Here is an 18115-nt window from a genome sequence, read left to right as displayed (position 1 = left end):
GGTCTTTGGCCCCCTACCCCCGCCCCGGGCTGTTAATCCTCCCGGCGGCGGTTTTAGACCCCCCCCCCCCCCGCTTCGAAGTCGGAAGAACCCTTACTTACCCGACCACCTCGGCCGAGAAGATCGTGACGGCCTCGGCCGGCACATCCTGGTGCCCGGCCTTGGAACCGGTACGCACGCCCTCGATCGCGTCCACGGCGGCGATACCGTCGACGACCTTGCCGAACACGGTGTAGCCGAAGCCATCCTGGCCCGGGTAGTTCAGGAAGTCGTTGTTGTTGGAGTTGATGAAGAACTGCGCGCTCGCCGAATGCGGATCCATGGTGCGCGCCATGGCGACGGTGTACTTGTCGTTCTTGAGACCGTTGTTAGCCTCGTTCTCCACCTTGTTCGGCGCCGGCTTCTGCTGCATGTCGGCGGTCATGCCGCCGCCCTGGATCATGAAGCCGCGGATCACGCGATGGAACACGGTATCGGTGTAGTGGCCCGCCTTGACGTAGTCGACGAAGTTCGCGACGGTCTTCGGCGCCTTGGCCTCGTCGAGTTCCAGGGTGATATCCCCGGCGGAGGTCTTCAGGAGCACTGTGGTCATGGCCACCATCGTATGGGAGCCCCGAAACACCCGACCGCCCGGCATCGAAACCTCCACGCCGAACCACGCAAACCGCTGTCCCGCAACAGGATCGAACCTCCACCGGCTCCGAGGGCGTACCGAACCCGCGACGCTCGGATCCGCAGCGTGCACATCTGCCGACCCTGCCGCGACCCCCCGATCGGGGCGAAAGAAGGTGAGCGACGGTGGTCGCGACGTTGCCGCACAGGTGAGTTCGGGGAGGAAAAAGATATCAGCAGAAAAGATGTTCAGATGCGCATATTTCCATCGTCTGATTTCCAGACGGATCCCACCGAGACCCTCAGGCCTCGTAGAGCTCGAGCGGCAGATCGTCCGGATCGAAGAAGAACGCGAAGCGCTTGCCCGTGTACTCGTCGACCCGCTCTTCCTCCACCCGCACTCCCCTATCAGCCAGCTCGGCCAGCGCCTCCCCCACGCTCGGCACCACGAACGCCAGGTGCCGCAGGCCGGCCGCCTCCGGCTGGGACGGCCGCGGCGGCGGATCCGGGAACGAGAACAACTCGATCTGCCCACCGTCCGGCAACTCCAGATCGAGCTTGTACGAACGCCTTTCCGCCCGGTAGTGCTCGGCCAGCACCCGCAACCCCAGCACTCCCACGTAGAAGTCCTTGGACCTCGCGTAATCGGTGGCGATCACCGCCACATGATGGATTCGACGCAGCTCCACGCCCCCCAAGCTATCCCACCCCTCCCCCCGCTCGACCGCGCCGCGCGCCGGCCCTCTTTGTAAGAGCTGTCTTTTTTCCTTATGGCCACCTCCAGACCGCGACTTTTCCCAACATTCGGAACCACATGTGTAGATGCGCATATTTCCATGTAGGTATCTTAGAGATACCGATTTCTCCTAACGCGCAGGACGCTTACGCCGCTCCGTCGCGAGGCTTCAGATCAGACCCAGATGTGCTGTTACAGAACGCAACTGGGGCGGTCTGGCAGGCGACGGATCGCCCCCACTCCCCTGCCTCACACCTGACGAACAACGCACGGAACCATCGGACTCCCCCGACGTTCGGCGTGTCGGATCAGTCCGCGGTCACGGCTATGCGCTCGCGGAGCAGGGTCGCGGTGGCCGCGTCGGCCGGGAAGAAGGCCTCGATCGCCAGTTCGGCGACGGTCACGTTCATCGGGGTGCCGAATACCGTTGTGACACTGATGAAAGCGAGTTCGTGCTCGTCCAGGCGCAGGCGCAGGGGTACGACCGCCTGATCGGGTTCGGGGAGGCCGGGGGCCTCTTCACCGCCCGGGTAGGCGCGCAATTCGGCCAGCAGGGCGGTCAATTCGGGTGCGCCGCTGACGTCGATCTGGCGTTGCAGGCGCTCGAAGAGGTGCCCGCGCCATTCGGCGAGGTTGATGATGCGCGGTGCGAGACCGGCGGGGTGCAGGCTCAGGCGCAGGGCGTTGACCGGGCCGGCAAGCAGGCTGGGGTCGACGCCCGCGAGGAACAGGGCGATTCCGGCGTTGGCGTCGACCATGTTCCAGCCGGCGTCCACCGCGAGGGCCGGGTGCGGTTCGTGGCCCGCGAGGATCTGGCGGACGGCGGTGCGTACGGGGGCCATGGCGGGCGCGTCGAGTTCCGGTTCGGTGTAGACCGGGGCGTAGCCGGCCGCGAGGAGCATGCGGTTGCGTTCGCGCAGCGGGATCTCGAGTTCCTCGGACAGGTGCAGGATCATCTGCCGGCTGGGGGTGGAGCGGCCGGTCTCGATGAAGCTCAGGTGCCGGGTGGAGGTCTCCGCGCGCCCGGCGAGCTCGAGCTGGCTGAGCCTGCGGGTGACGCGCCAATGCCGGAGAAGGTCACCGGCGGTGTGAGTACGCATGTCCAGATCGTACGAATCCGTGCTCGCCACAACCATTACCCGCCGGGTAATGGGGAGAGACCACCACCCGCGCGGGTTACAGGGTCTTGATCACGCGGGCCGGGTTGCCCGCGGCGAAGACCTTCGGCGGGAGGTCGCGGGTGACGACGCTGCCCGCGCCGACGACCGTGTCGGCGCCGATCGTCACCCCGGGGCAGACGATGACTCCCCCGCCGAGCCAGACGTTGTCGCCGATGGTGATGGGTGCGGCGGTCTCCCAGCGTTGACGGCGGAGTTCGTGATCGGCCATGGGGTGCAGGGCGGTCAGGAGCTGGGCCCGGGGGCCGATGGAGACGTCGTTGCCGATGGTGACGGGTGCGCAGTCCATGACGATGGCGTCGTAGTTGAGGAAGCTGTTGTCGCCCAGGCGGATCAGGTGTCCGTAGTCGCATTGGAAGCGGGGCATGATCCAGGAGCCCGCGCCGATCGCGCCGAGCAGGTCGGTGAGGATGGTGCGGCGCCGGTCGTCCTCCCCCGCGCGGGTGGTGTTGAAGCTGTCGAGCAGTTCTTGGCAGCGGCGGCGCTCGGCGACCAGTTCGGGGTCGTTGTCGCGATAGAGCTCGCCGCGCAGCATGCGGTCCTTGTGTTCTCCCACTCCGCCCATAGTGCTCGAGTGCGGGGATGCGGGCACGGGGATGTGGGCTGTGCGACACAGGCTTTCCGGCGCGGTGGCTGGTTTGGGTCGTCCGCGATCGCGGACGCCCGGGCATGTCCTCCGGCGTGCTCGGGGCGCGGTTGTACGACCGAGACGCTCGGGTTCGGCCGGGCGCGCGCGTCTCGGCGGTACGGTCGAGTTCGGCAGTGCTGTTCCCGACCGATACCGGCGAAGGTGGCAGACATGGCAGTGGCGAGCACCGTTCAGGAGTACATCGCGCAGTTCCCGCCCGAGGTGCGGGAGGTGCTGGAGACGATCCGGGCGACGGTGCACGCTGCGGTGCCGGGTGGGTCCGATGCCATCAGCTATCAGATTCCGGCGCTCAAGCTGGACGGCAAGGTCGTGGTGTTCTACGGCGGCTGGGCCAAGCATGTGAGCGTGTACCCGATTCCCGAGGGGGACGCGGCGTTCGAGGCGGCCATCGCGCCGTATCGGGCGGGTAAGGGGACGTTGAAGTTCCCGCTGAGCGAGCCGATTCCGTACGAGTTGATCGGGCAGGTGGCCGCGCGGCTCGCGGAGCGGCGCGGCACCGCCTGATCGGTCCGGTCAGTTGCGGGCGGACGAGCGGGAGAGGTTCCAGCCCTGCCAGGAATCGTCCTCGAGGTCGGCGAGCACGGCGCGCTCGATCTTGGCGCGGTCCGCGGCGGGCAGGGGTGCGAGGGCGGGCAGGATGTCCGGCGAGAGGTCGGCGAGGTAGTAGTCGTCCAGACGTTTGCCGTGCTCGAGGGCGCGATCGACATTGCGTTCGGCCACCAGCAGTTCGGGGTTGACGACCGCGAGTGCGAGCAGGGTCGCCGCGGCGGCGCCGATCGCGGCGCGCGGCACCCACTGGCGGCGCAGTTTCACCAGTGACGCGAGCACCATCAGGTAGACCAGGCCGATCCAGAGTTCGAACACCTCGACCAGCAGGCGCATGATCGTGAATCCGTAGGCCTCCTGGTACACCCACATGCGGTGCAGGGCCGAGGCGACGATCACCAGGGTCAGCACGCTGACCGCGCCGACGGCCAGGCGCAGCCACAGGCGGTCGGCGGCCGATTCCTGTGCGGCGGTGCGCTGTACGACCGCGATGACCGCGAGGGTGAGCAGGCTGACGATGGACAGCTGCCAGAATCCGCTGCGCGCGTATTCGGCGTAGGTGAGGCCGCCGTTGCTCATCACGTAGGAGTCGCCGCCGAACATGGCCGCCAGGCGGGAGACCAGGAACAGCGCGAACAGCAGGGTGAGCGCGCCGATGGGCAGGCCCCATTCCATGCGGGTGAAGCGCCGGGGCCGGTGGCCCGGGGCGCGATGTATGCCGAAGAAGGTCGAGAACGCGCCCTCGGGGGCGTCGGCGGCGGCCGGGGGCGGCCCGGCCAGCAGGTAGAGCGCGCCCGCCGCGCAGGCCGCGACGACGAGGAACACGAAGACCCAGCGCACGAGTTCGTCGACCGCCAGTGCGGGCAACAGGTCCTCGACGAAACGGGCGAACACCGCGTCCGCGCCCGCGAGCAGCGGCACGAACACCAGCAGCAGCGCGACAGTGACCAGCAGCGACCACCACATGCGCTGCGAGGAGGAGGCCGTACGCCCCCGGACCGCGCGCATGCCCCGGTACACCCACGGCACCGACCCGACCGCCTGCATGGGCACCGCGCACAGGTCGTACACGGCCCCGTAGATCGAGCGCCGCGACACGACCGCCAGCGACGCCGACACCGCGGCCCCGATCAGGCACAGCACGAACAGCCACTCCGCCGCCCGCACCGCCCCGACCCCGAGCAGCCCGATGGCGAGCGCGACCCACCAGATCCGCCCGAGCGTGACCGATCGCCGCGATCCGGCCGCCCCGAAGATCCGGGTCCAAGCGGTTTCCGGCTCGGCGGGCGATTCGTGTTGCGCGCCAATGGCATTCGTGGAGGCCGCCGGGTAGAGCGGAGCGTGTGGCCCCGGCGCACCCGGGCTCGCCGCGGCGGGCCGAGCCGCGTGCGACGCCGTTTCATCGACTCCGCCGGTCGCGGCGGCCCGCGCAGGAGGGGTTCCAGCTTTGCCGGGAATCGTCCCCTCCACATGCTCGATGCCCTGGGAGCCGGGGACTTCGGTGGTCGCCGAGACGGCCGCAGTGTCAGACACGGCTGCCTGACCGGGACCACTGCTCGCAACGGTTGCGGTCGGCGAATCCTCGGTGGGACCCGACGAGGCAGCGGTATCCCCGCTGGACAACCCCGCACTCGCCGTGGCCGCTTGCAATGGCGTCCCCGAACCCGGCGCGGTGGTAGGCGAGGCGGCCGCGTTGTTCGATGTGACCGCCGGACCGTGATCGGCGCCCACGGCGGTGGCCGTGGTTACGGGCGAATCGTCGGTTCGGTCCCGCGAGGTGGCGGAATCCTGGGTGGATACCTCTGTACTCACCCCAGCAGCGTCGAACGATGTCTCGGCATCCGGCGCGACAGTTGCGCCGGCCGCTTGTCCCGCAGCGGATTTCGCATCGCCTGGTGGGCCGGAAACTCCGGAACGTGCGGCATCGTGATCCTCGGTGGCCGACTCCTGGGTGTCCGCGCGGCGGCGGGCGGTCGCGTCCACGGCGTAGACCGCGCCGGCGGTGGCCAGGCCGGCGAGGAGCCAGCCGACGCCGGGGCGGTCGAGGGGGATCAGGACCGCGCCGGCGAGGCCGCTCACGGCAATCGCGGGCAGGGTGCCGCGGGCCATCGGGATCCGGCTGGACTTGGGGGGTACGCGGACCGGCATGGCGGTGTACGCGACGGGGCGCATGGGGTCGAGACCGGTCACGGCCCCGTTGCCGGGGGTCAGTGCGAGGTTCGTCATCCAGTGCGGTTGGACCGGAGCCGCGTTGCCCGTGGCCGGGGGTGCTCCCCAGGCCACGGGCCCGGCGACCGGTGATCCGGGTTCGGGGCGGGCCCAGGGCTCCGGCACGCTGACGTCGCCGCCTGATCCGGCGGGCGGCACGGACCCCTCGACCGTGCTGCCCGCCAGGTTGGTGGCACTCCCCTCTGCGGTCTCCGACCCGGCCTGCCGATCGCCGGGGGTGGCATGCGCGAGAACCGGTGTCGCCGTCTCCCGGGTGGCGGTGGAGCCCAGGCTTCCCTTTGCCTCGGTATCGGGCGTGTGCGCCGCATCAACGGAGGTAGCACCCGGGGATTCAGCGAGAGAGGTTCGTGAATCGGTCGAGGCACTCGCGTCACGCGCATCGGCTTCGGACGAAACACGTTGCGCGCCAAGCGAAGCAGTGTCCGCATTGGGCGTGAGGGCCGGCGAATCGGTGGGCGGGACGGTGGTGCCCGTGGCGGGGGTACCGCTCAGCGACTCCCCGGCGCTGAGGGTGTCCGGCGTGGGCTGGGGTTTCGAGTGTGGGGGCTCGCCGGGATGGGCGGGGGTGTCGGACATCGGACCTCCTGTGGATGTGTTGGGTGGTCCCGGTATTCGAGGCCGGGTCGGTGTGTGGGTGGTTTGTGGTGGTGGCGTGCAGGTGTGGCGGGGTGGCTCGATGCCCGGGGCGGGTCATCGAGGCGGGGGCGAGGGTGGTCAGTCTGGAAGGGTCAGGCGGATGCGGGAGCCGGGGGCTGCCACGGCGATCGTGCCGCCGTGCAGGTCGACTATCCAGCGGGCGATCGCCAGGCCGAGGCCGGTGCCGCCGCTGGTGGTGCGGCCGCCGCGGGTGAAGCGTTCGAACACGCGGGGGCGTTCGGCGGGTGGGATGCCGGGGCCGTCGTCGGCCACCTCGATCACCGTGTGCCCGCGCAGGGTGTGGGCTTCGAGGCGGACCTCGCCGCGGGCGGGGCCGTGCCGGGTGGCGTTGTCGGCGAGGTTGAGCAGGACCTGGTGCAGGCGGGCGCGATCGGCGCGGACCAGCAGGCCGGGGGTCGCGGCGATGGTGAAGCGCACGGGGCGGTCCACGGCGGCGGCCATGACCTCGGCTTCGGCCACGACTTCGGTCAGCAGTGGCTCGAGCGGGAACTGTTCGCGGTCCAGGGCGACCGCGCCGGCTTCGATGCTGGACAGCGCGAGGAGCTCGGACACCAGCAGGCTCAGGCGCTCGGTCTGGGCGAGCGCGGTGCGCAGGGTCGCCGGGTCGGGTTCGGCGACCCCGTCGACGAGATTCTCGAGCACCGCGCCCAGGGCGGTGATGGGGGTGCGCAGTTCGTGGGAGACGTTGGCGATGAATTCGCGGCGCTGCTGGTCGGCGGCGGCGAGGTCGGCGGCCATGGAGTTGAACGCGGCGGCGAGTTGACCGACCTCGTCGCGAGAGGTGGCGCGGACCCGGCGTGAATAGTCGCCCTGGGCCATGTGTTTGGCGGCGGCGGTCATCTCGCGCAGCGGCATGGTCATGCCGTGCGCCAGGATCTGCGAGGTGGCCAAGGCGAGCAGGACGGCCGCGGCGGTGGTGCGCGGGGGCAGCCAGCCGATACGCAGGGCGAAGAAGCCGAACGCGACCGCGCCCGAGCCGACCATGAGGATGGCGAGCTTGGCCTTGATCGAGCGGACCCGGTCCAGCGGGCGCGGCAGTCGCGCGGCGACCTGTCGGGCCGCTTCCCGTACTCGTTCCCCGCGTTCGCTCACGCATCCCCCCGCCGATAGCGCACAGGCGTCGGGTGGGCACACACCCGATGCCGCGCGGAGCTCCCCCTCCGCGCACCCCCTATCGAACCATCCCGGCGTTCGGGGCATTCGTGCAGTGCCGCGGCCACTCTCGCGGCCCACTCCCCCGCGCTCATCGCGCCTCGAGCGCGTAGCCGACCCCGTGGACGGTGCGGATGAGGTCGGGGCCGAGTTTGCGGCGCAGGGCCTTGATGTGACTGTCCACCGCGCGGGTGCCCGAGGCGTCGGCCCAGCCCCATACTTCCGAGAGCAGGCGTTCGCGGGCCAGGACCGTGCGCGGTCGCCGGGCCAGGTGCACGAGCAGCTCGAATTCCAGTGGGGTGAGCTGGGTTTCGGTGTCGGCGCGCCAGACTCGGCGCTGGTCGAGGTCGATGCGCAGGTCCCCGACGACGATCGCCGCGCCGGGTGCGGCGGTGCGTTCGACGCGGCGCAGCAGCGCGTGGATCCGGGCGGTGAGCACGCGCATGGAGAACGGTTTGGTGAGGTAGTCGTCCGCGCCGACGCCGAGTCCGATGAGCATGTCGGTCTCGTCGGTGCGGGCGGTGAGCATGAGCACCGGCAGCGGGCGGCGCGCCTGGATGCGCCGGCACACCTCGAGTCCGTCGAAGCCGGGCAGCATCACGTCCAGGACCACCAGGTCCGGGTCGAGGGTTTCGGCGGCGGTGACCGCGGCGGGCCCGTCGTGCGCGAGGTCGACGCTGAACCCTTCCGCGCGCAGGCGTGCGGCGATGGATTCGGCGATGGTGGGTTCGTCCTCCACCACCAGAATGCGCCGGGCGGTGCGCTGCTGGGTCGCTTCCATGGTGTGACCCTATGCAGTGGGCGTGGAGATGGTTCGCCCCGCGTGTGGAGATGTTGTGGAGACGCCGGTCACCGCACCTGCGCGCCGGTCAGGGCGGGGTCGGCCCTACTATGGGCGGGTGCGCTCACCGACGGATCACACCGCGCCCCTGCGCGGCGCCGCCGTCGGGGCGACCTCGGGGGCGGTCGCGATCTTCGCGCACGCTCTCGGCGGCGGCGCCTCGATGCCGGCCGGGTCCGCGATGGCGCTGCTGCTGGCGGCCTGCGGGTTGATCGGCGTCGTGGTCGCGGCCGTGCGGCCCGCGCACGTGCTGGCCTCGACCATGGGCATGCTCGCGGTCGGGCAGGCGGTCGGGCATGTCGCTTTGTCGATGTCGCCGGGTCATCATCACCACGGCGCGACGCCGCTCATGCTGGCCGCGCACCTGGTGGCCGTTCCGGTGGGCGCGGTGCTCATCGGGGCCGCCGAGGTCGGTGTGCGGCGGGCGGTCACCAGTGTGCGGCGGTTCATGGTCGCCCTGGACGGTGTGCTCGCGCCGGCGGCGCTGCCCGCGCGGGCGTTCGTGGCCGACGAGCGGGCGGTGGTTCGCCGCCTGCTGGTGAGTCCGGGTATCGGGCGGCGCGGGCCGCCGACGGCGGGGTTCTCTCCCTTCGTTCCGGCGTAACCCCACGCTCTCGGCTCGCATCGCGCCCGCGATGGCCGGTTGCACCTTGTTGCACCCTGCTGCGCGCGCGTAGTCGGTATCGGCTCGGGTTCCCCGCTGTGTTCGCGTTGCCGCGCAGGTTCGGCATCCCGCCGCGCTCCGATTCTCGAGCGTGCAAGCAGGAGGCCGCGCGGGGCGTGTCCGGCGGCCGAAACGTGCTCGTGCGCCCGATAATTCGACTCGCACACCAGGTCTCGCCTCGCACAACCGCGCGAGCTCACGCCGCGCTGTCCGTGCGTCGGCTGTCCCTCGTGCACGGCGGCCCGCTCACGGCACCGGCGTCTCGCCCGGAACGAATTCCGCATCCCCTCTCATTCGATCGGAGTTTCTCGTGTCCCACGCACTGCTCGCCCGTACCCCGCGTACCGTCCGCCGTCTCGGCCTGCTCGCGGCGGTGTCCGCGCTGGCGATCTTCCCCGCCGCCTGTTCCAGCGACTCGGCCTCCTCGTCCACCGGCAAGGCCGCCGACGAGATCAGCTACGACGATCAGTGGATCAAGGCCGCCGACAGCGGCATGTCCGCGGCGTTCGGCATTCTCACCAACGCCGGTGACGCCCCGGTCAATCTGGTCGCCGCGTCCAGCCCGGTGTCCGCGCGCGTGGAGATCCACGAGGTCGTGGCCGCGGCGGGCGGGGACAAGACCATGCGCCCCAAGGAAGGCGGGATCACCATTCCCGCGCACGGGTCGGTCACCCTGAAGCCCGGCTCGGACCATCTGATGTTCATGGATCTGAAGCAGCCGCTGCGCACCGGGTCCGAAACGCCCATCACGCTGATCTTCGCCGACGGCTCCACCACCACGGTGTCGGCGCAGGTGCGCGATTTCGCGGGCGGCAACGAGAACTACAGCGGCGGCGAGCACGCCGCGCCCGGCGCGCAGAACCCCGCCCACGGTGGCTGAGCCCGCGCTACCGCATCCGAGCCGGGTCACGCGCCGGCGGCTCCTGGGCGGCGGCGCGGCCGTCGCCGGGGCCGCCGGTGCGGCCGGAATAGGCTGGGGCGCTTCAACTCTCACCCATCGTGAGCACGATCGGGATCCGGCCCTGGAGACGATCGAGTTCTACGGCCCGCATCAGGCCGGGATCGCGACCGATCCGCAGGACCAGGTGGCGTTCCTGGGTTTCGACCTGGCCCCGGGCACCGATCGCGAGGACGTGATCGGTGTGCTGAAGATCTGGACCGACGACGCGGCCCGCCTCACCCGGGGCCGGCCCGCGCTCGCGGACACCGAACCCCAACTGGCGGCCCGGCCCGCGAAACTGACGATCACCGTCGGATTCGGGCCGGAACTGTTCACGATCGCCGGGCTGACGGCCGAGCGCCCGAGCTGGCTGGCGCCGCTGCCCGCGTACGGCATCGACGAACTCGATCCGGCGTACACGGGCGCGCATCTGCTGCTGCAGGTGTGCTCGAACGAGGCGACCACGGTCTCGCACGCGGTCCGGGTGCTGTCCAAACACGTGAAGTCCCTCGTCACCGTGAAATGGGTGCAGCGCGGGTTCCGCAACGCCTCCCGGGGCCAGACCATGCGGAACCTGCTCGGCCAGGTCGACGGCACGGTCAACATCGCCCCCGGGACCCTGGATTTCGACACCCTGGTGTGGGACGACGGGGCGAGCACGCCGTGGCTGGCGGGCGGCACCTCCATGGTGTTGCGCCGCATCGCCATGAACCTGGACAGCTGGGACGAGATGGACGCCGAGGCGCGGGCGATCACCCTGGGCCGGCGTGACTCCGACGGCGCGCCGCTGGGCGGCACCAAGGAATCCGACGACCCGGATTTCGAGGCCGTGGACGAGTTCGGGATCACCCTCATCCCGCCGTCCTCGCATATCGCGCGTGCCCACCACACCACCGAGCGCGAGCGCTTCCTGCGCCGGGGCTTCAACTACGACGACACCCCCGCTCCCGGGCAGCTCTCCAATTCCGGATTGCTGTTCACCGCCTTCCAGCGCGACATCGGCGCCCAGTACCTACCGGTACAGCAGCGCCTGGCCGACTTCGACGCCCTCAACCGGTGGACCACGCCGGTCGGGTCCGCGGTCTTCGCGATTCCTCCGGGTGTGCCCGAGCCCGGGGGTTACCTGGGGCAAACCCTGTTCGAGGGTCCACGCGGCCTGGGTCGCTGAAATCCGCCCGGCCCCGGTGGATTCTTCACCGCCGGGGGCCGGGCGCCGGTCATCCGGGGGCGGACCTGATGCTCCCCCGGATCGACGGTCAGGGTCGTCGATATCTGTTCGCGCGCTGCGGTTCTCACGGTGGGGGTTCGCCGCCACCGTGAACCATCGAACGTCGGCGGAACAATCGCCGACGGTCCGGTGGATCGCGCCGGCGGGTGGTCGCCGCCACCGATGCGTGCCACGCCTAGGGTGAGCGCATGACCGTCCTGCGTTCCGTGCTGTTGTTCGCGCTGGCCGCCGTCGCCGAGATCGGCGGGGCGTGGCTGATCTGGCAGGGCGTGCGCGAGCATCGCGGGTGGGCGTGGATGGGGGCCGGGGTGGTGGCGCTGGGGATCTACGGGTTCGTGGCCACCCTGCAGCCGGACGCGAACTTCGGGCGGATCCTGGCGGCCTACGGCGGGGTGTTCGTGGCCGGGTCACTGCTGTGGGCGATGGCCCTGGACGGATTCCGGCCCGACCGCTGGGATGTGACGGGCGCGCTGGTGTGCCTGATCGGGGTCGCGATCATCATGTACGCGCCGCGGGGAGCGTGAATACGGCTGCCGCACAACAGGATCGGCGGTCACCGCGGCCTCGGTGACAGGGTTCGCACGGAACGGCCGCCGCGGCGGCCTACTCCGCGCGCCGGTCCAGCAGTCCCGCGACGATCTCGCGGGCGGTCGCGATCGCGGTCTCCTCACCCATGCGGGCGGCGGTGTTGGCCGAGCTGATCAACGCGTCGAGCTGGAACGCCACCGCGTGCGGGGTGCCGCTCGCGGCGAATCCGGCCTCCTGGGCGCGCGCGATCTCGCGTTCGAGGACGGCGAACCATTCCGCGCGGGTCGCCGCCAGGGCGTCGTGCACCGGGCCGGGGCGGCTGTCGAACTCGGCCATACCCGCGACCTGGAAGCAGCCGCCGGGCAGCACCGGGGTGTCGATGTAGTCGAACCAGCACCGCATGTACCCGCGCAGCCGGTCGATGCCGCGCGGTTCCGATCGGGCGGGCAGGACCACGTGCTCGATGAAGACCTCCCGGGCCGCGGCCACCGCGGCCAGCTGGAGTTTCTCCTTGGTGCCGAACAGGGTCGCCACCCCGCTCTTGCTGACCCCGAGATCACCGGCGAGCCTGCCCAGGCTCAGTCCGGTGAGTCCTTCCACCGAGGCGACGTCGGCGGCGTGGCGGGCGATGCCGGCGCGGGCCCGGGCGCCCTTGAGGAGGCGCTGATCGGAGATCGGGGCGGGGATGTGCTGTTCAGCGGTCTGCACGGGGTCGGCCATCCCTCCATGGTGTCACTTCGACTTGCCAAAGCACACGATCGGTCGTACTTTTCAACAATACGAACGATCGTACGTACAGTTTAGATTCCCGGAGGGCCCCGCGACACCCGGGACACCGCACACGTCGCGACACACCCGATACACGCCGCCACCGAGCAACGTCACAGTGACGATGACCCGCGCACCCAGGAGCACACCGACCATGACCACCAACGACATTCGCACCCCACACCGCGCCACCCGCGACATCCACACCGCCGCACTCGATCTCGACGCCCTCGGCCCCCACCCCGCCACCGAGGCCGAGGATCCCCTGCTGCTGTCCGACACCGAAGCCCGAAACCTGTTCGCGGACATGCCGTGGCGGCGCCTGGCGGTCGTGGGCGACTCGATCGCCGCGGGCATCGGCGACCCCCGCCCCGGCTACGCGAGCATCCCCTGGGCCGACCGCCTGGCCCGCTGGCTCCTGGCCGCGCACCCCGAATCGGACTACCTCAACACCGGCCGCATGGGCGCCACCCTGCCCGAGATCCGCGCCGAACAGCGTGCCCGCGTCGCCGATTTCCGACCCGACCTGATCCTGGTCACCGGTGGCGGCAACGATCTGTTCCAGCGCGGGGCGCGCATGGACACCGTCGAACGCGACCTCGACGACCTGTGCGCCGAACTCGCCGCCACCGGCGCGCGCCTGTCCCTGTTCACCCTCGCCGACGCCTTCACCGGCAAACTCCGGCCCCTGCGCCCGCTGTTCGCCGACTACGCCGACACGGTCCGCCGGGTCGCGCGCCGGCACGACGCCATCCTCACCGAGTTCTGGGACCATCCGGCCCGCCTGCGCCCGGACTGGCTGAGCGCGGACCACATTCACCTGACCATGGCCGGGCAGGCGGTGGTCGCCGCCGAACTCGCGCGCGCCCTCGCCACCGCGGCGCGAGTACCGGATTCGGGCGCGAACGGGTCGTGACCCCGCGCGCGGGTCAGTGCCAGAGCGCGGCGACGAAGACGTTCACGATGGCCAGCCCGCCGGCCGCGTGGGTCATCCACACCACCGCCTTGCCGCGCTTGGCATCGGCCCGGCCCATCTCGGCGAACGCCGCGACCAGAACGGCCACAACGAGTTTGACCCCGATCTTGGCCATGTCGAGGTCCTTACCCAGCGAGTCGATCGACTCGGCCAGGCCCACCAGCACGATGCCGCTGATCACCTGGGCGCGCGCACCCCACACCATGAGCTCGGAGACCCGGGGCTGACCGGCGGCGTATCCGCCGACGACGGCCGCCATACCGAGTAGATGGGACACGACCACCAGGTTGTAGACGAAGTCCATGACCAGACACGGTAGTTGATCTCGCGCGCCTCCGACGGGCGGTAGTAATAAATAGTCGCGAGTCCCGCGCGCCGTGGTGTTTCGCGCCGCGGCCGCTCGGGTAGTCCTCTCCTAATGGCCCTCGGTGTTCCCGCATTGGAGGGCTCTCCCCTTGTGGGGCCGCGACGCCGAGACCGGCGGCGTCGCGCGGAAAACGGTGCAGGCAAGGACATTGCGGGCAGTGAACGGCTAGGAGAGATCAGGTGGCGGTTGTACTCGTGCTGCGGGCTCGCGGACTGGGTGATCTGCTCACCGCGGTCCCGGCGCTGCGCGCGCTGCGCCGGGCCAGGCCCCAGGATCACATCGCACTGGCCGCACCGCACCGCCTCAAACCGATCATCGATCTCATCGCCGCGGTCGACGAACTCGTGCCCATCGCGGGCCCCTCGGCCGTGCGCTGGGACGGCGAGGCGCCCGCCCTCGCGGTGAACCTGCACGGCTGCGGCACCGAAGGGCTCGCCGAGCTGCTGCGCACCAACCCCGACCGCGTCCTGACCTATCGCAATCCCTACTTCCCCGAACTCACCGGACCCGACTGGGATCCCGACATGCACGACGTCGACCGCTGGTGCCACCTGCTCGAATCCGAGGGCATCGCCGCGGATCGCCGCAATCTGGGCCTGGTCCCGCCCGTGGCCACCACCAGCCATCGCGACTGCGTCGTGGTGCACGTCGGGGCGGGCGCGCCCGCGCGGCGCTGGCCGCCGGACCGCTTCGCCGCGGTCGTGTGCCACCTGCTCGTCCAGGGCCGCGATGTCGTACTCACCGGCGACGAGACCGAACGCGACATCGCCCTCGGGGTCGCCGCGCGCGCCGGTCTGCCCGTGTCCAAGGTGCTGGCCGGGGAACAGAACCTCATCGAACTGGCCGCCACCGTCGCCGAATCCGCCCTGGTGGTCGCCGGGGACACCGGGGTCGCGCACCTGGCGACCGCGTTCGGCACCCGCACGGTGCTGCTGTTCGGGCCCACACCGCCCAGCCGCAGCGGGCCGCCGCCGCATCTGCTGGGCAGGCACGCGGTGCTGTGGGCCGGGCAGGTCGGCGACCCGGCCGCCCAGACGCCCGACCCCGGTCTGCTCAAGATCGACGTGCCCGAGGTGATCAACGCCGTGGACAAGCAGCTGCGCAAGCGGCCGTGGCCGGGCACCGGGCTGGATCGGCGCGGACAGCAGGCGTACCGCCGGGTCGGCTGAGCCGGACCTGTCCCCCGCTCCCGGACGGGCGGGAACCCTCACATATCGGCCAGATCGGCCCGCGCGGAGGACAGCGCGGCCGAGTAGGCGGCGATGGCGCTGGGCCAGAACTGTTCGAGATAGTCACGGCAGTCCGCCAGCCCCCGCGGGTCCAGCGAGTACAGCCTGCGGTTGCCCGCGGGTTGCGACATCACCAGGCGAGCTTCCCGCAACACCTTCAAATGCTGCGATACCGCGGAACTGCTGACGCCGACGGCCGCCGCGAGCTCCCCGACCGACCGCGCTCCGGACGGCAAAGCCTCGAAGATCGCACGGCGTGTGGGGTCCGCGAGAGCGGTCATGACTCGGACTCCGTTAGCGGGCACTTACACAGGTTGCCCGCAGGGCAGGGTCGAGGTCAATACACCCGAAATACCCTTTCACCAATGTCATAACGAAATTACCTCCATGTCGTTATGTAGTCGTGACATTCGAACTGGGATTTTGTACCGATGTGACGGTAGGCACAGCATTTCTGGCCCGGTCATAACCTCGGTTACGTTCGATGCATGCCCGTAACCGTTCCGTTATCCAAAGCCCTCAAGGCCGGCAAGTACCGGACGGCCGCAACTCGTGCAGTGGCCGTTACCGCCGTCGTCGGCTCCGCCCTGGGAGTTGTCGCCGCCGCCGACCAGGACACCGCCGTCGCCTCCGCGAGCCAACTCTCCGCTAACGCCTCCACCGTACTGGCCGACTCCGCGCCGGGCCTGGTCTCCGCCGACATCCCCGGCGTGCAGAAGGCCAACTTCACCGCGTTCACCCCGTGGGAAGCCCAGATGCCGCAGAACGTGCCGCCGGAGGTCACCGACTTCCTGCACAACCTCGGTATCCAGCAGCAGCAGGAGCAGAACCGCCCGCGCACCGTGCGCCCGGTCGCCGGCCCGCTCACCTCCGGCTTCGGCCAGCGCTGGGGCGCCGCGCACAACGGCATCGACTTCGGCGACGGTTTCGGCGCCCCGATCAAGGCCGTCACCGACGGCACCGTGATCGAGGCCGGCCCGGCCTCGGGCTTCGGCCTGTGGGTCCGCATCCAGCAGGACGACGGCACCATCGGCGTCTACGGCCACATGCAGGACATCCTGGTCGCCCCCGGCCAGCAGGTCCGCGCCGGTGACGACATCGCCACCGTCGGCAGCCGCGGCTACTCCACCGGCCCGCACCTGCACTACGAGGTGCACACCTCCCCCGGCGCCCCGATCGACCCCATGCCCTGGCTCGCCGCCCGCGGCATCGACGTCGGCGCACCGGTCGACTGAGACCCGCACGGCTCCACCCGAATACGCACGACCGCCGACACCGGCTCGGGAATCGATGAGGGGTTCCCGCGCCGGTGTCGTCGTATTTCCCAGGCGCCGACCATGATTCGGGCACCGCGATCCCCGTCCGACCATCGTGCGCGGTTCGCACGACCGCCGGTACCCGATGACACCGCGGCCCGGACGGGTCAGCCCCAGGTCGCGGTCCCGGGATCGACCCCGTGCGCGCGGGCGTTGGCGTCGATGATCGCGCGCAGCCAGCTCGCCAGCCCCGGGGCCAGCCCGTCGTAGAAGGCCCGGTAACCGGGCTCCTCCACATAGGTGCGCCCCAGACACACCTGCATCGCGTGCGAGCAGTCGAAATACGCCGCCATCGAGGCCCGGTGGCGTTCGGCCAGCGCGTCGGCCTCGGGGCTGCCCGGGACCGTGCCCGCGCGGCAGGCGGCCGCCAGCGCGGCGTGCAGCTCGTCCAGGGCCGCCGCGATCACCCGCCACTGGTCCGGGGTGCGATCGGCCGCGCGTTCGGCGTACTGCGCCCACTGGGCCGTCTCACCCCAGCGCTGCCCGGCCCGCGCGACATGGCCCGGCTCCCACTCGGGGCCGAAGATCTCCCGCTGCTGCGCGTGCGAGAGCAGCAGGCCCGATTCCCGCGCCCGGATCAAGCGGTCCAGGGCCGCGCCCATCGCCTCGAGTTCGGTGACACGTTCGCCGATCTGATCGCGCTGACGGCGCAGCACCTCCAGCGCGCCGGCGCCGGGCGCGTCCAGCATCGGCCCGATATCGGTCAGCGGCACCCCCAGCTCCCGGTAGATCAGCACCCGGTGCGCGCGGGACACATCGGCGGCCGTGTAGAGCCGGTAGCCCGCCGCCGAACGCTCGGACGGGCACACCAGGCCTATGGAGTCCCAGTGGTGCAGCGCCCGCACGGTGACCCCCAGCCGGGCGGCCACCGCGCCGACGGTCAGCTCATCGGGCAGCGGGTACATCGGGGCCGTCGATTCCCATCGCTCGCAGGTGTTCGGCTTCGGCACTGCCCGGATCGTACGGACGCGCCCCGGTCATGATGACGCGGGCGCCCTCGGGTGTGCGGACCTCGAGCTCCACCGAGTTCCACGGCATCGCCCGCGGCCCGCTCACACACCCGGGCACGAGCCCGTCGCACGCCGCCGCGATCTGCTCCAGCTGGCTCAGCACGCACGAGAAGCTCACCGTCATCGCCGAGGGTCCCGCCGCACCCGGTACGAGCAGGACGTCCTGAAAGGCCCACCGCCGCAGATGCGTGATCTGCCCGGGCACGGTGAACAGATCGAAGAACCCGAGCCCGCGCACCCAGAAATCGACCGAGGCCGCCAGGTCCACGACCGGGATCGTGACGAACATGGGCATGCCGTACAGGCCGCGGAACAGCGCGGGCGGCACCGCGTCCGGGCCGGGGACGGGAACGGGACTGATATCGAAAGCGGGAAACGTGTCGCTCATGGGGCCAGCCTGCGACCTCACGCCGCGTGAGGGTCAAGCCGGCACTCGCGGCGCCGGGTCCGCGCGGCGGTGTCGCGTACCGGGATTCGAGATAGCAGCCC

Annotated in this window: 20 protein-coding genes; 8 read left to right on the top strand and 12 right to left on the bottom strand. The window is 70.6% G+C overall.

What is annotated here, in order from left to right:
• Positions 1-97: 97 nt before the first annotated feature.
• The 4 genes from ACWIGI_RS30945 to ACWIGI_RS30930 all read right to left on the bottom strand — a co-directional run bounded on the left by ACWIGI_RS30945 (position 98) and on the right by ACWIGI_RS30930 (position 3082).
• Positions 98-592 carry a peptidylprolyl isomerase gene (locus ACWIGI_RS30945; RefSeq protein WP_454206273.1) on the bottom strand — a complete coding sequence of 165 codons (495 nt, stop codon included), beginning with the start codon at positions 590-592 and terminating at the stop codon, positions 98-100.
• 322 nt (positions 593-914) lie between these two features.
• Positions 915-1301, bottom strand: coding sequence for an SMU1112c/YaeR family gloxylase I-like metalloprotein (gene gloA2 / locus ACWIGI_RS30940; protein WP_454206272.1), 387 nt, complete (start codon positions 1299-1301; stop codon positions 915-917).
• A 355-nt stretch (positions 1302-1656) separates the two neighbouring features.
• Complete coding sequence (locus ACWIGI_RS30935) at positions 1657-2448, bottom strand: helix-turn-helix domain-containing protein (protein WP_454206270.1); 792 nt, start codon at positions 2446-2448, stop codon at positions 1657-1659.
• 76 nt (positions 2449-2524) lie between these two features.
• Positions 2525-3082, bottom strand: coding sequence for a sugar O-acetyltransferase (locus ACWIGI_RS30930; RefSeq protein WP_454206268.1), 558 nt, complete (start codon positions 3080-3082; stop codon positions 2525-2527).
• Positions 3083-3325: 243 nt separating this feature from the next.
• Between ACWIGI_RS30930 and ACWIGI_RS30925 the strand changes: the two genes are divergently transcribed.
• Positions 3326-3679: an iron chaperone gene (locus ACWIGI_RS30925; RefSeq protein ID WP_454206266.1), complete on the top strand. Its 354-nt coding sequence runs from the start codon at positions 3326-3328 to the stop codon at positions 3677-3679.
• 9 nt (positions 3680-3688) lie between these two features.
• On the opposite strand, the gene ACWIGI_RS30920 is transcribed toward ACWIGI_RS30925, so the two are convergent.
• The 3 genes from ACWIGI_RS30920 to ACWIGI_RS30910 all read right to left on the bottom strand — a co-directional run bounded on the left by ACWIGI_RS30920 (position 3689) and on the right by ACWIGI_RS30910 (position 8540).
• Positions 3689-5947, bottom strand: coding sequence for a DUF4153 domain-containing protein (locus tag ACWIGI_RS30920; RefSeq protein ID WP_454206264.1), 2259 nt, complete (start codon positions 5945-5947; stop codon positions 3689-3691).
• A gap of 717 nt (positions 5948-6664) precedes the next feature.
• Complete coding sequence (locus ACWIGI_RS30915) at positions 6665-7699, bottom strand: HAMP domain-containing sensor histidine kinase (RefSeq protein WP_454206262.1); 1035 nt, start codon at positions 7697-7699, stop codon at positions 6665-6667.
• A 151-nt stretch (positions 7700-7850) separates the two neighbouring features.
• Positions 7851-8540 carry a response regulator gene (locus tag ACWIGI_RS30910; protein ID WP_454206260.1) on the bottom strand — a complete coding sequence of 230 codons (690 nt, stop codon included), beginning with the start codon at positions 8538-8540 and terminating at the stop codon, positions 7851-7853.
• A gap of 118 nt (positions 8541-8658) precedes the next feature.
• On the opposite strand from ACWIGI_RS30910, the gene ACWIGI_RS30905 reads away from it, so the two are divergent.
• The 4 genes from ACWIGI_RS30905 (at position 8659) to ACWIGI_RS30890 (ending at position 11956) form a co-directional block, all read left to right on the top strand.
• A complete protein-coding gene (locus ACWIGI_RS30905; RefSeq protein WP_454206259.1) occupies positions 8659-9204 on the top strand; it encodes a hypothetical protein in 546 nt (181 codons plus the stop codon).
• A gap of 370 nt (positions 9205-9574) precedes the next feature.
• A complete protein-coding gene (locus ACWIGI_RS30900; protein WP_454206257.1) occupies positions 9575-10144 on the top strand; it encodes a copper chaperone PCu(A)C in 570 nt (189 codons plus the stop codon).
• Positions 10137-11372, top strand: coding sequence for a Dyp-type peroxidase (locus ACWIGI_RS30895; RefSeq protein ID WP_454206255.1), 1236 nt, complete (start codon positions 10137-10139; stop codon positions 11370-11372). The genes ACWIGI_RS30900 and ACWIGI_RS30895 overlap by 8 nt, the downstream gene beginning before the upstream one ends.
• Before the next feature lie 248 nt (positions 11373-11620).
• Complete coding sequence (locus tag ACWIGI_RS30890) at positions 11621-11956, top strand: YnfA family protein (protein ID WP_454206253.1); 336 nt, start codon at positions 11621-11623, stop codon at positions 11954-11956.
• Between the two features lie 79 nt (positions 11957-12035).
• Here the strand turns inward: ACWIGI_RS30890 and ACWIGI_RS30885 are convergent, their stop codons facing one another.
• Positions 12036-12680 carry a TetR/AcrR family transcriptional regulator gene (locus tag ACWIGI_RS30885; protein ID WP_454206251.1) on the bottom strand — a complete coding sequence of 215 codons (645 nt, stop codon included), beginning with the start codon at positions 12678-12680 and terminating at the stop codon, positions 12036-12038.
• Between the two features lie 202 nt (positions 12681-12882).
• On the opposite strand from ACWIGI_RS30885, the gene ACWIGI_RS30880 reads away from it, so the two are divergent.
• Positions 12883-13644 carry an SGNH/GDSL hydrolase family protein gene (locus ACWIGI_RS30880; RefSeq protein WP_454206249.1) on the top strand — a complete coding sequence of 254 codons (762 nt, stop codon included), beginning with the start codon at positions 12883-12885 and terminating at the stop codon, positions 13642-13644.
• A gap of 13 nt (positions 13645-13657) precedes the next feature.
• On the opposite strand, the gene ACWIGI_RS30875 is transcribed toward ACWIGI_RS30880, so the two are convergent.
• Positions 13658-14008 (bottom strand): hypothetical protein, encoded by a 351-nt coding sequence (locus ACWIGI_RS30875; protein WP_454206247.1) that lies wholly within the window; start codon positions 14006-14008, stop codon positions 13658-13660.
• A gap of 242 nt (positions 14009-14250) precedes the next feature.
• Here ACWIGI_RS30875 and ACWIGI_RS30870 point away from each other — a divergent pair, with 242 nt between their 5' ends.
• Positions 14251-15240: a glycosyltransferase family 9 protein gene (locus ACWIGI_RS30870; protein WP_454206245.1), complete on the top strand. Its 990-nt coding sequence runs from the start codon at positions 14251-14253 to the stop codon at positions 15238-15240.
• Positions 15241-15278: 38 nt separating this feature from the next.
• On the opposite strand, the gene ACWIGI_RS30865 is transcribed toward ACWIGI_RS30870, so the two are convergent.
• A complete protein-coding gene (locus tag ACWIGI_RS30865; protein ID WP_354988737.1) occupies positions 15279-15581 on the bottom strand; it encodes an ArsR/SmtB family transcription factor in 303 nt (100 codons plus the stop codon).
• Positions 15582-15788: 207 nt separating this feature from the next.
• Between ACWIGI_RS30865 and ACWIGI_RS30860 the strand changes: the two genes are divergently transcribed.
• Positions 15789-16535: a M23 family metallopeptidase gene (locus tag ACWIGI_RS30860; protein WP_454206243.1), complete on the top strand. Its 747-nt coding sequence runs from the start codon at positions 15789-15791 to the stop codon at positions 16533-16535.
• Between the two features lie 188 nt (positions 16536-16723).
• Here the strand turns inward: ACWIGI_RS30860 and ACWIGI_RS30855 are convergent, their stop codons facing one another.
• Both ACWIGI_RS30855 and ACWIGI_RS30850 read right to left on the bottom strand, forming a co-directional pair.
• A complete protein-coding gene (locus ACWIGI_RS30855) occupies positions 16724-17566 on the bottom strand; it encodes a MerR family transcriptional regulator (RefSeq protein ID WP_454206241.1) in 843 nt (280 codons plus the stop codon).
• The gene (locus tag ACWIGI_RS30850; protein ID WP_454206239.1) at positions 17502-18014 is read right to left on the bottom strand and encodes a VOC family protein; all 513 of its coding nucleotides are present in this window, start codon (positions 18012-18014) and stop codon (positions 17502-17504) included. Before ACWIGI_RS30850 ends, ACWIGI_RS30855 begins: the two co-directional genes overlap by 65 nt.
• Positions 18015-18115 lie beyond the last annotated feature (101 nt).

Source organism: Nocardia sp. NPDC055321, assembly GCF_053645575.1.
This window is presented reverse-complemented; position numbering and strand designations above follow the sequence as displayed.

What these genes read in the sequence shown, in the direction of transcription:
- ACWIGI_RS30920 (WP_454206264.1), bottom strand. Translation starts at nt 5,947, where the DNA reads ATGACGAACCTCGCACTGACCCCCGGCAACGGGGCCGTGACCGGTCTC.
- ACWIGI_RS30935 (WP_454206270.1), bottom strand. Translation starts at nt 2,448, where the DNA reads ATGCGTACTCACACCGCCGGTGACCTTCTCCGGCATTGGCGCGTCACC.
- ACWIGI_RS30880 (WP_454206249.1), top strand. Translation starts at nt 12,883, where the DNA reads ATGACCACCAACGACATTCGCACCCCACACCGCGCCACCCGCGACATC.
- ACWIGI_RS30865 (WP_354988737.1), bottom strand. Translation starts at nt 15,581, where the DNA reads ATGACCGCTCTCGCGGACCCCACACGCCGTGCGATCTTCGAGGCTTTG.
- ACWIGI_RS30875 (WP_454206247.1), bottom strand. Translation starts at nt 14,008, where the DNA reads ATGGACTTCGTCTACAACCTGGTGGTCGTGTCCCATCTACTCGGTATG.
- ACWIGI_RS30925 (WP_454206266.1), top strand. Translation starts at nt 3,326, where the DNA reads ATGGCAGTGGCGAGCACCGTTCAGGAGTACATCGCGCAGTTCCCGCCC.
- ACWIGI_RS30910 (WP_454206260.1), bottom strand. Translation starts at nt 8,540, where the DNA reads ATGGAAGCGACCCAGCAGCGCACCGCCCGGCGCATTCTGGTGGTGGAG.
- ACWIGI_RS30890 (WP_454206253.1), top strand. Translation starts at nt 11,621, where the DNA reads ATGACCGTCCTGCGTTCCGTGCTGTTGTTCGCGCTGGCCGCCGTCGCC.
- ACWIGI_RS30945 (WP_454206273.1), bottom strand. Translation starts at nt 592, where the DNA reads ATGACCACAGTGCTCCTGAAGACCTCCGCCGGGGATATCACCCTGGAA.
- ACWIGI_RS30885 (WP_454206251.1), bottom strand. Translation starts at nt 12,680, where the DNA reads ATGGCCGACCCCGTGCAGACCGCTGAACAGCACATCCCCGCCCCGATC.
- ACWIGI_RS30860 (WP_454206243.1), top strand. Translation starts at nt 15,789, where the DNA reads ATGCCCGTAACCGTTCCGTTATCCAAAGCCCTCAAGGCCGGCAAGTAC.
- ACWIGI_RS30850 (WP_454206239.1), bottom strand. Translation starts at nt 18,014, where the DNA reads ATGAGCGACACGTTTCCCGCTTTCGATATCAGTCCCGTTCCCGTCCCC.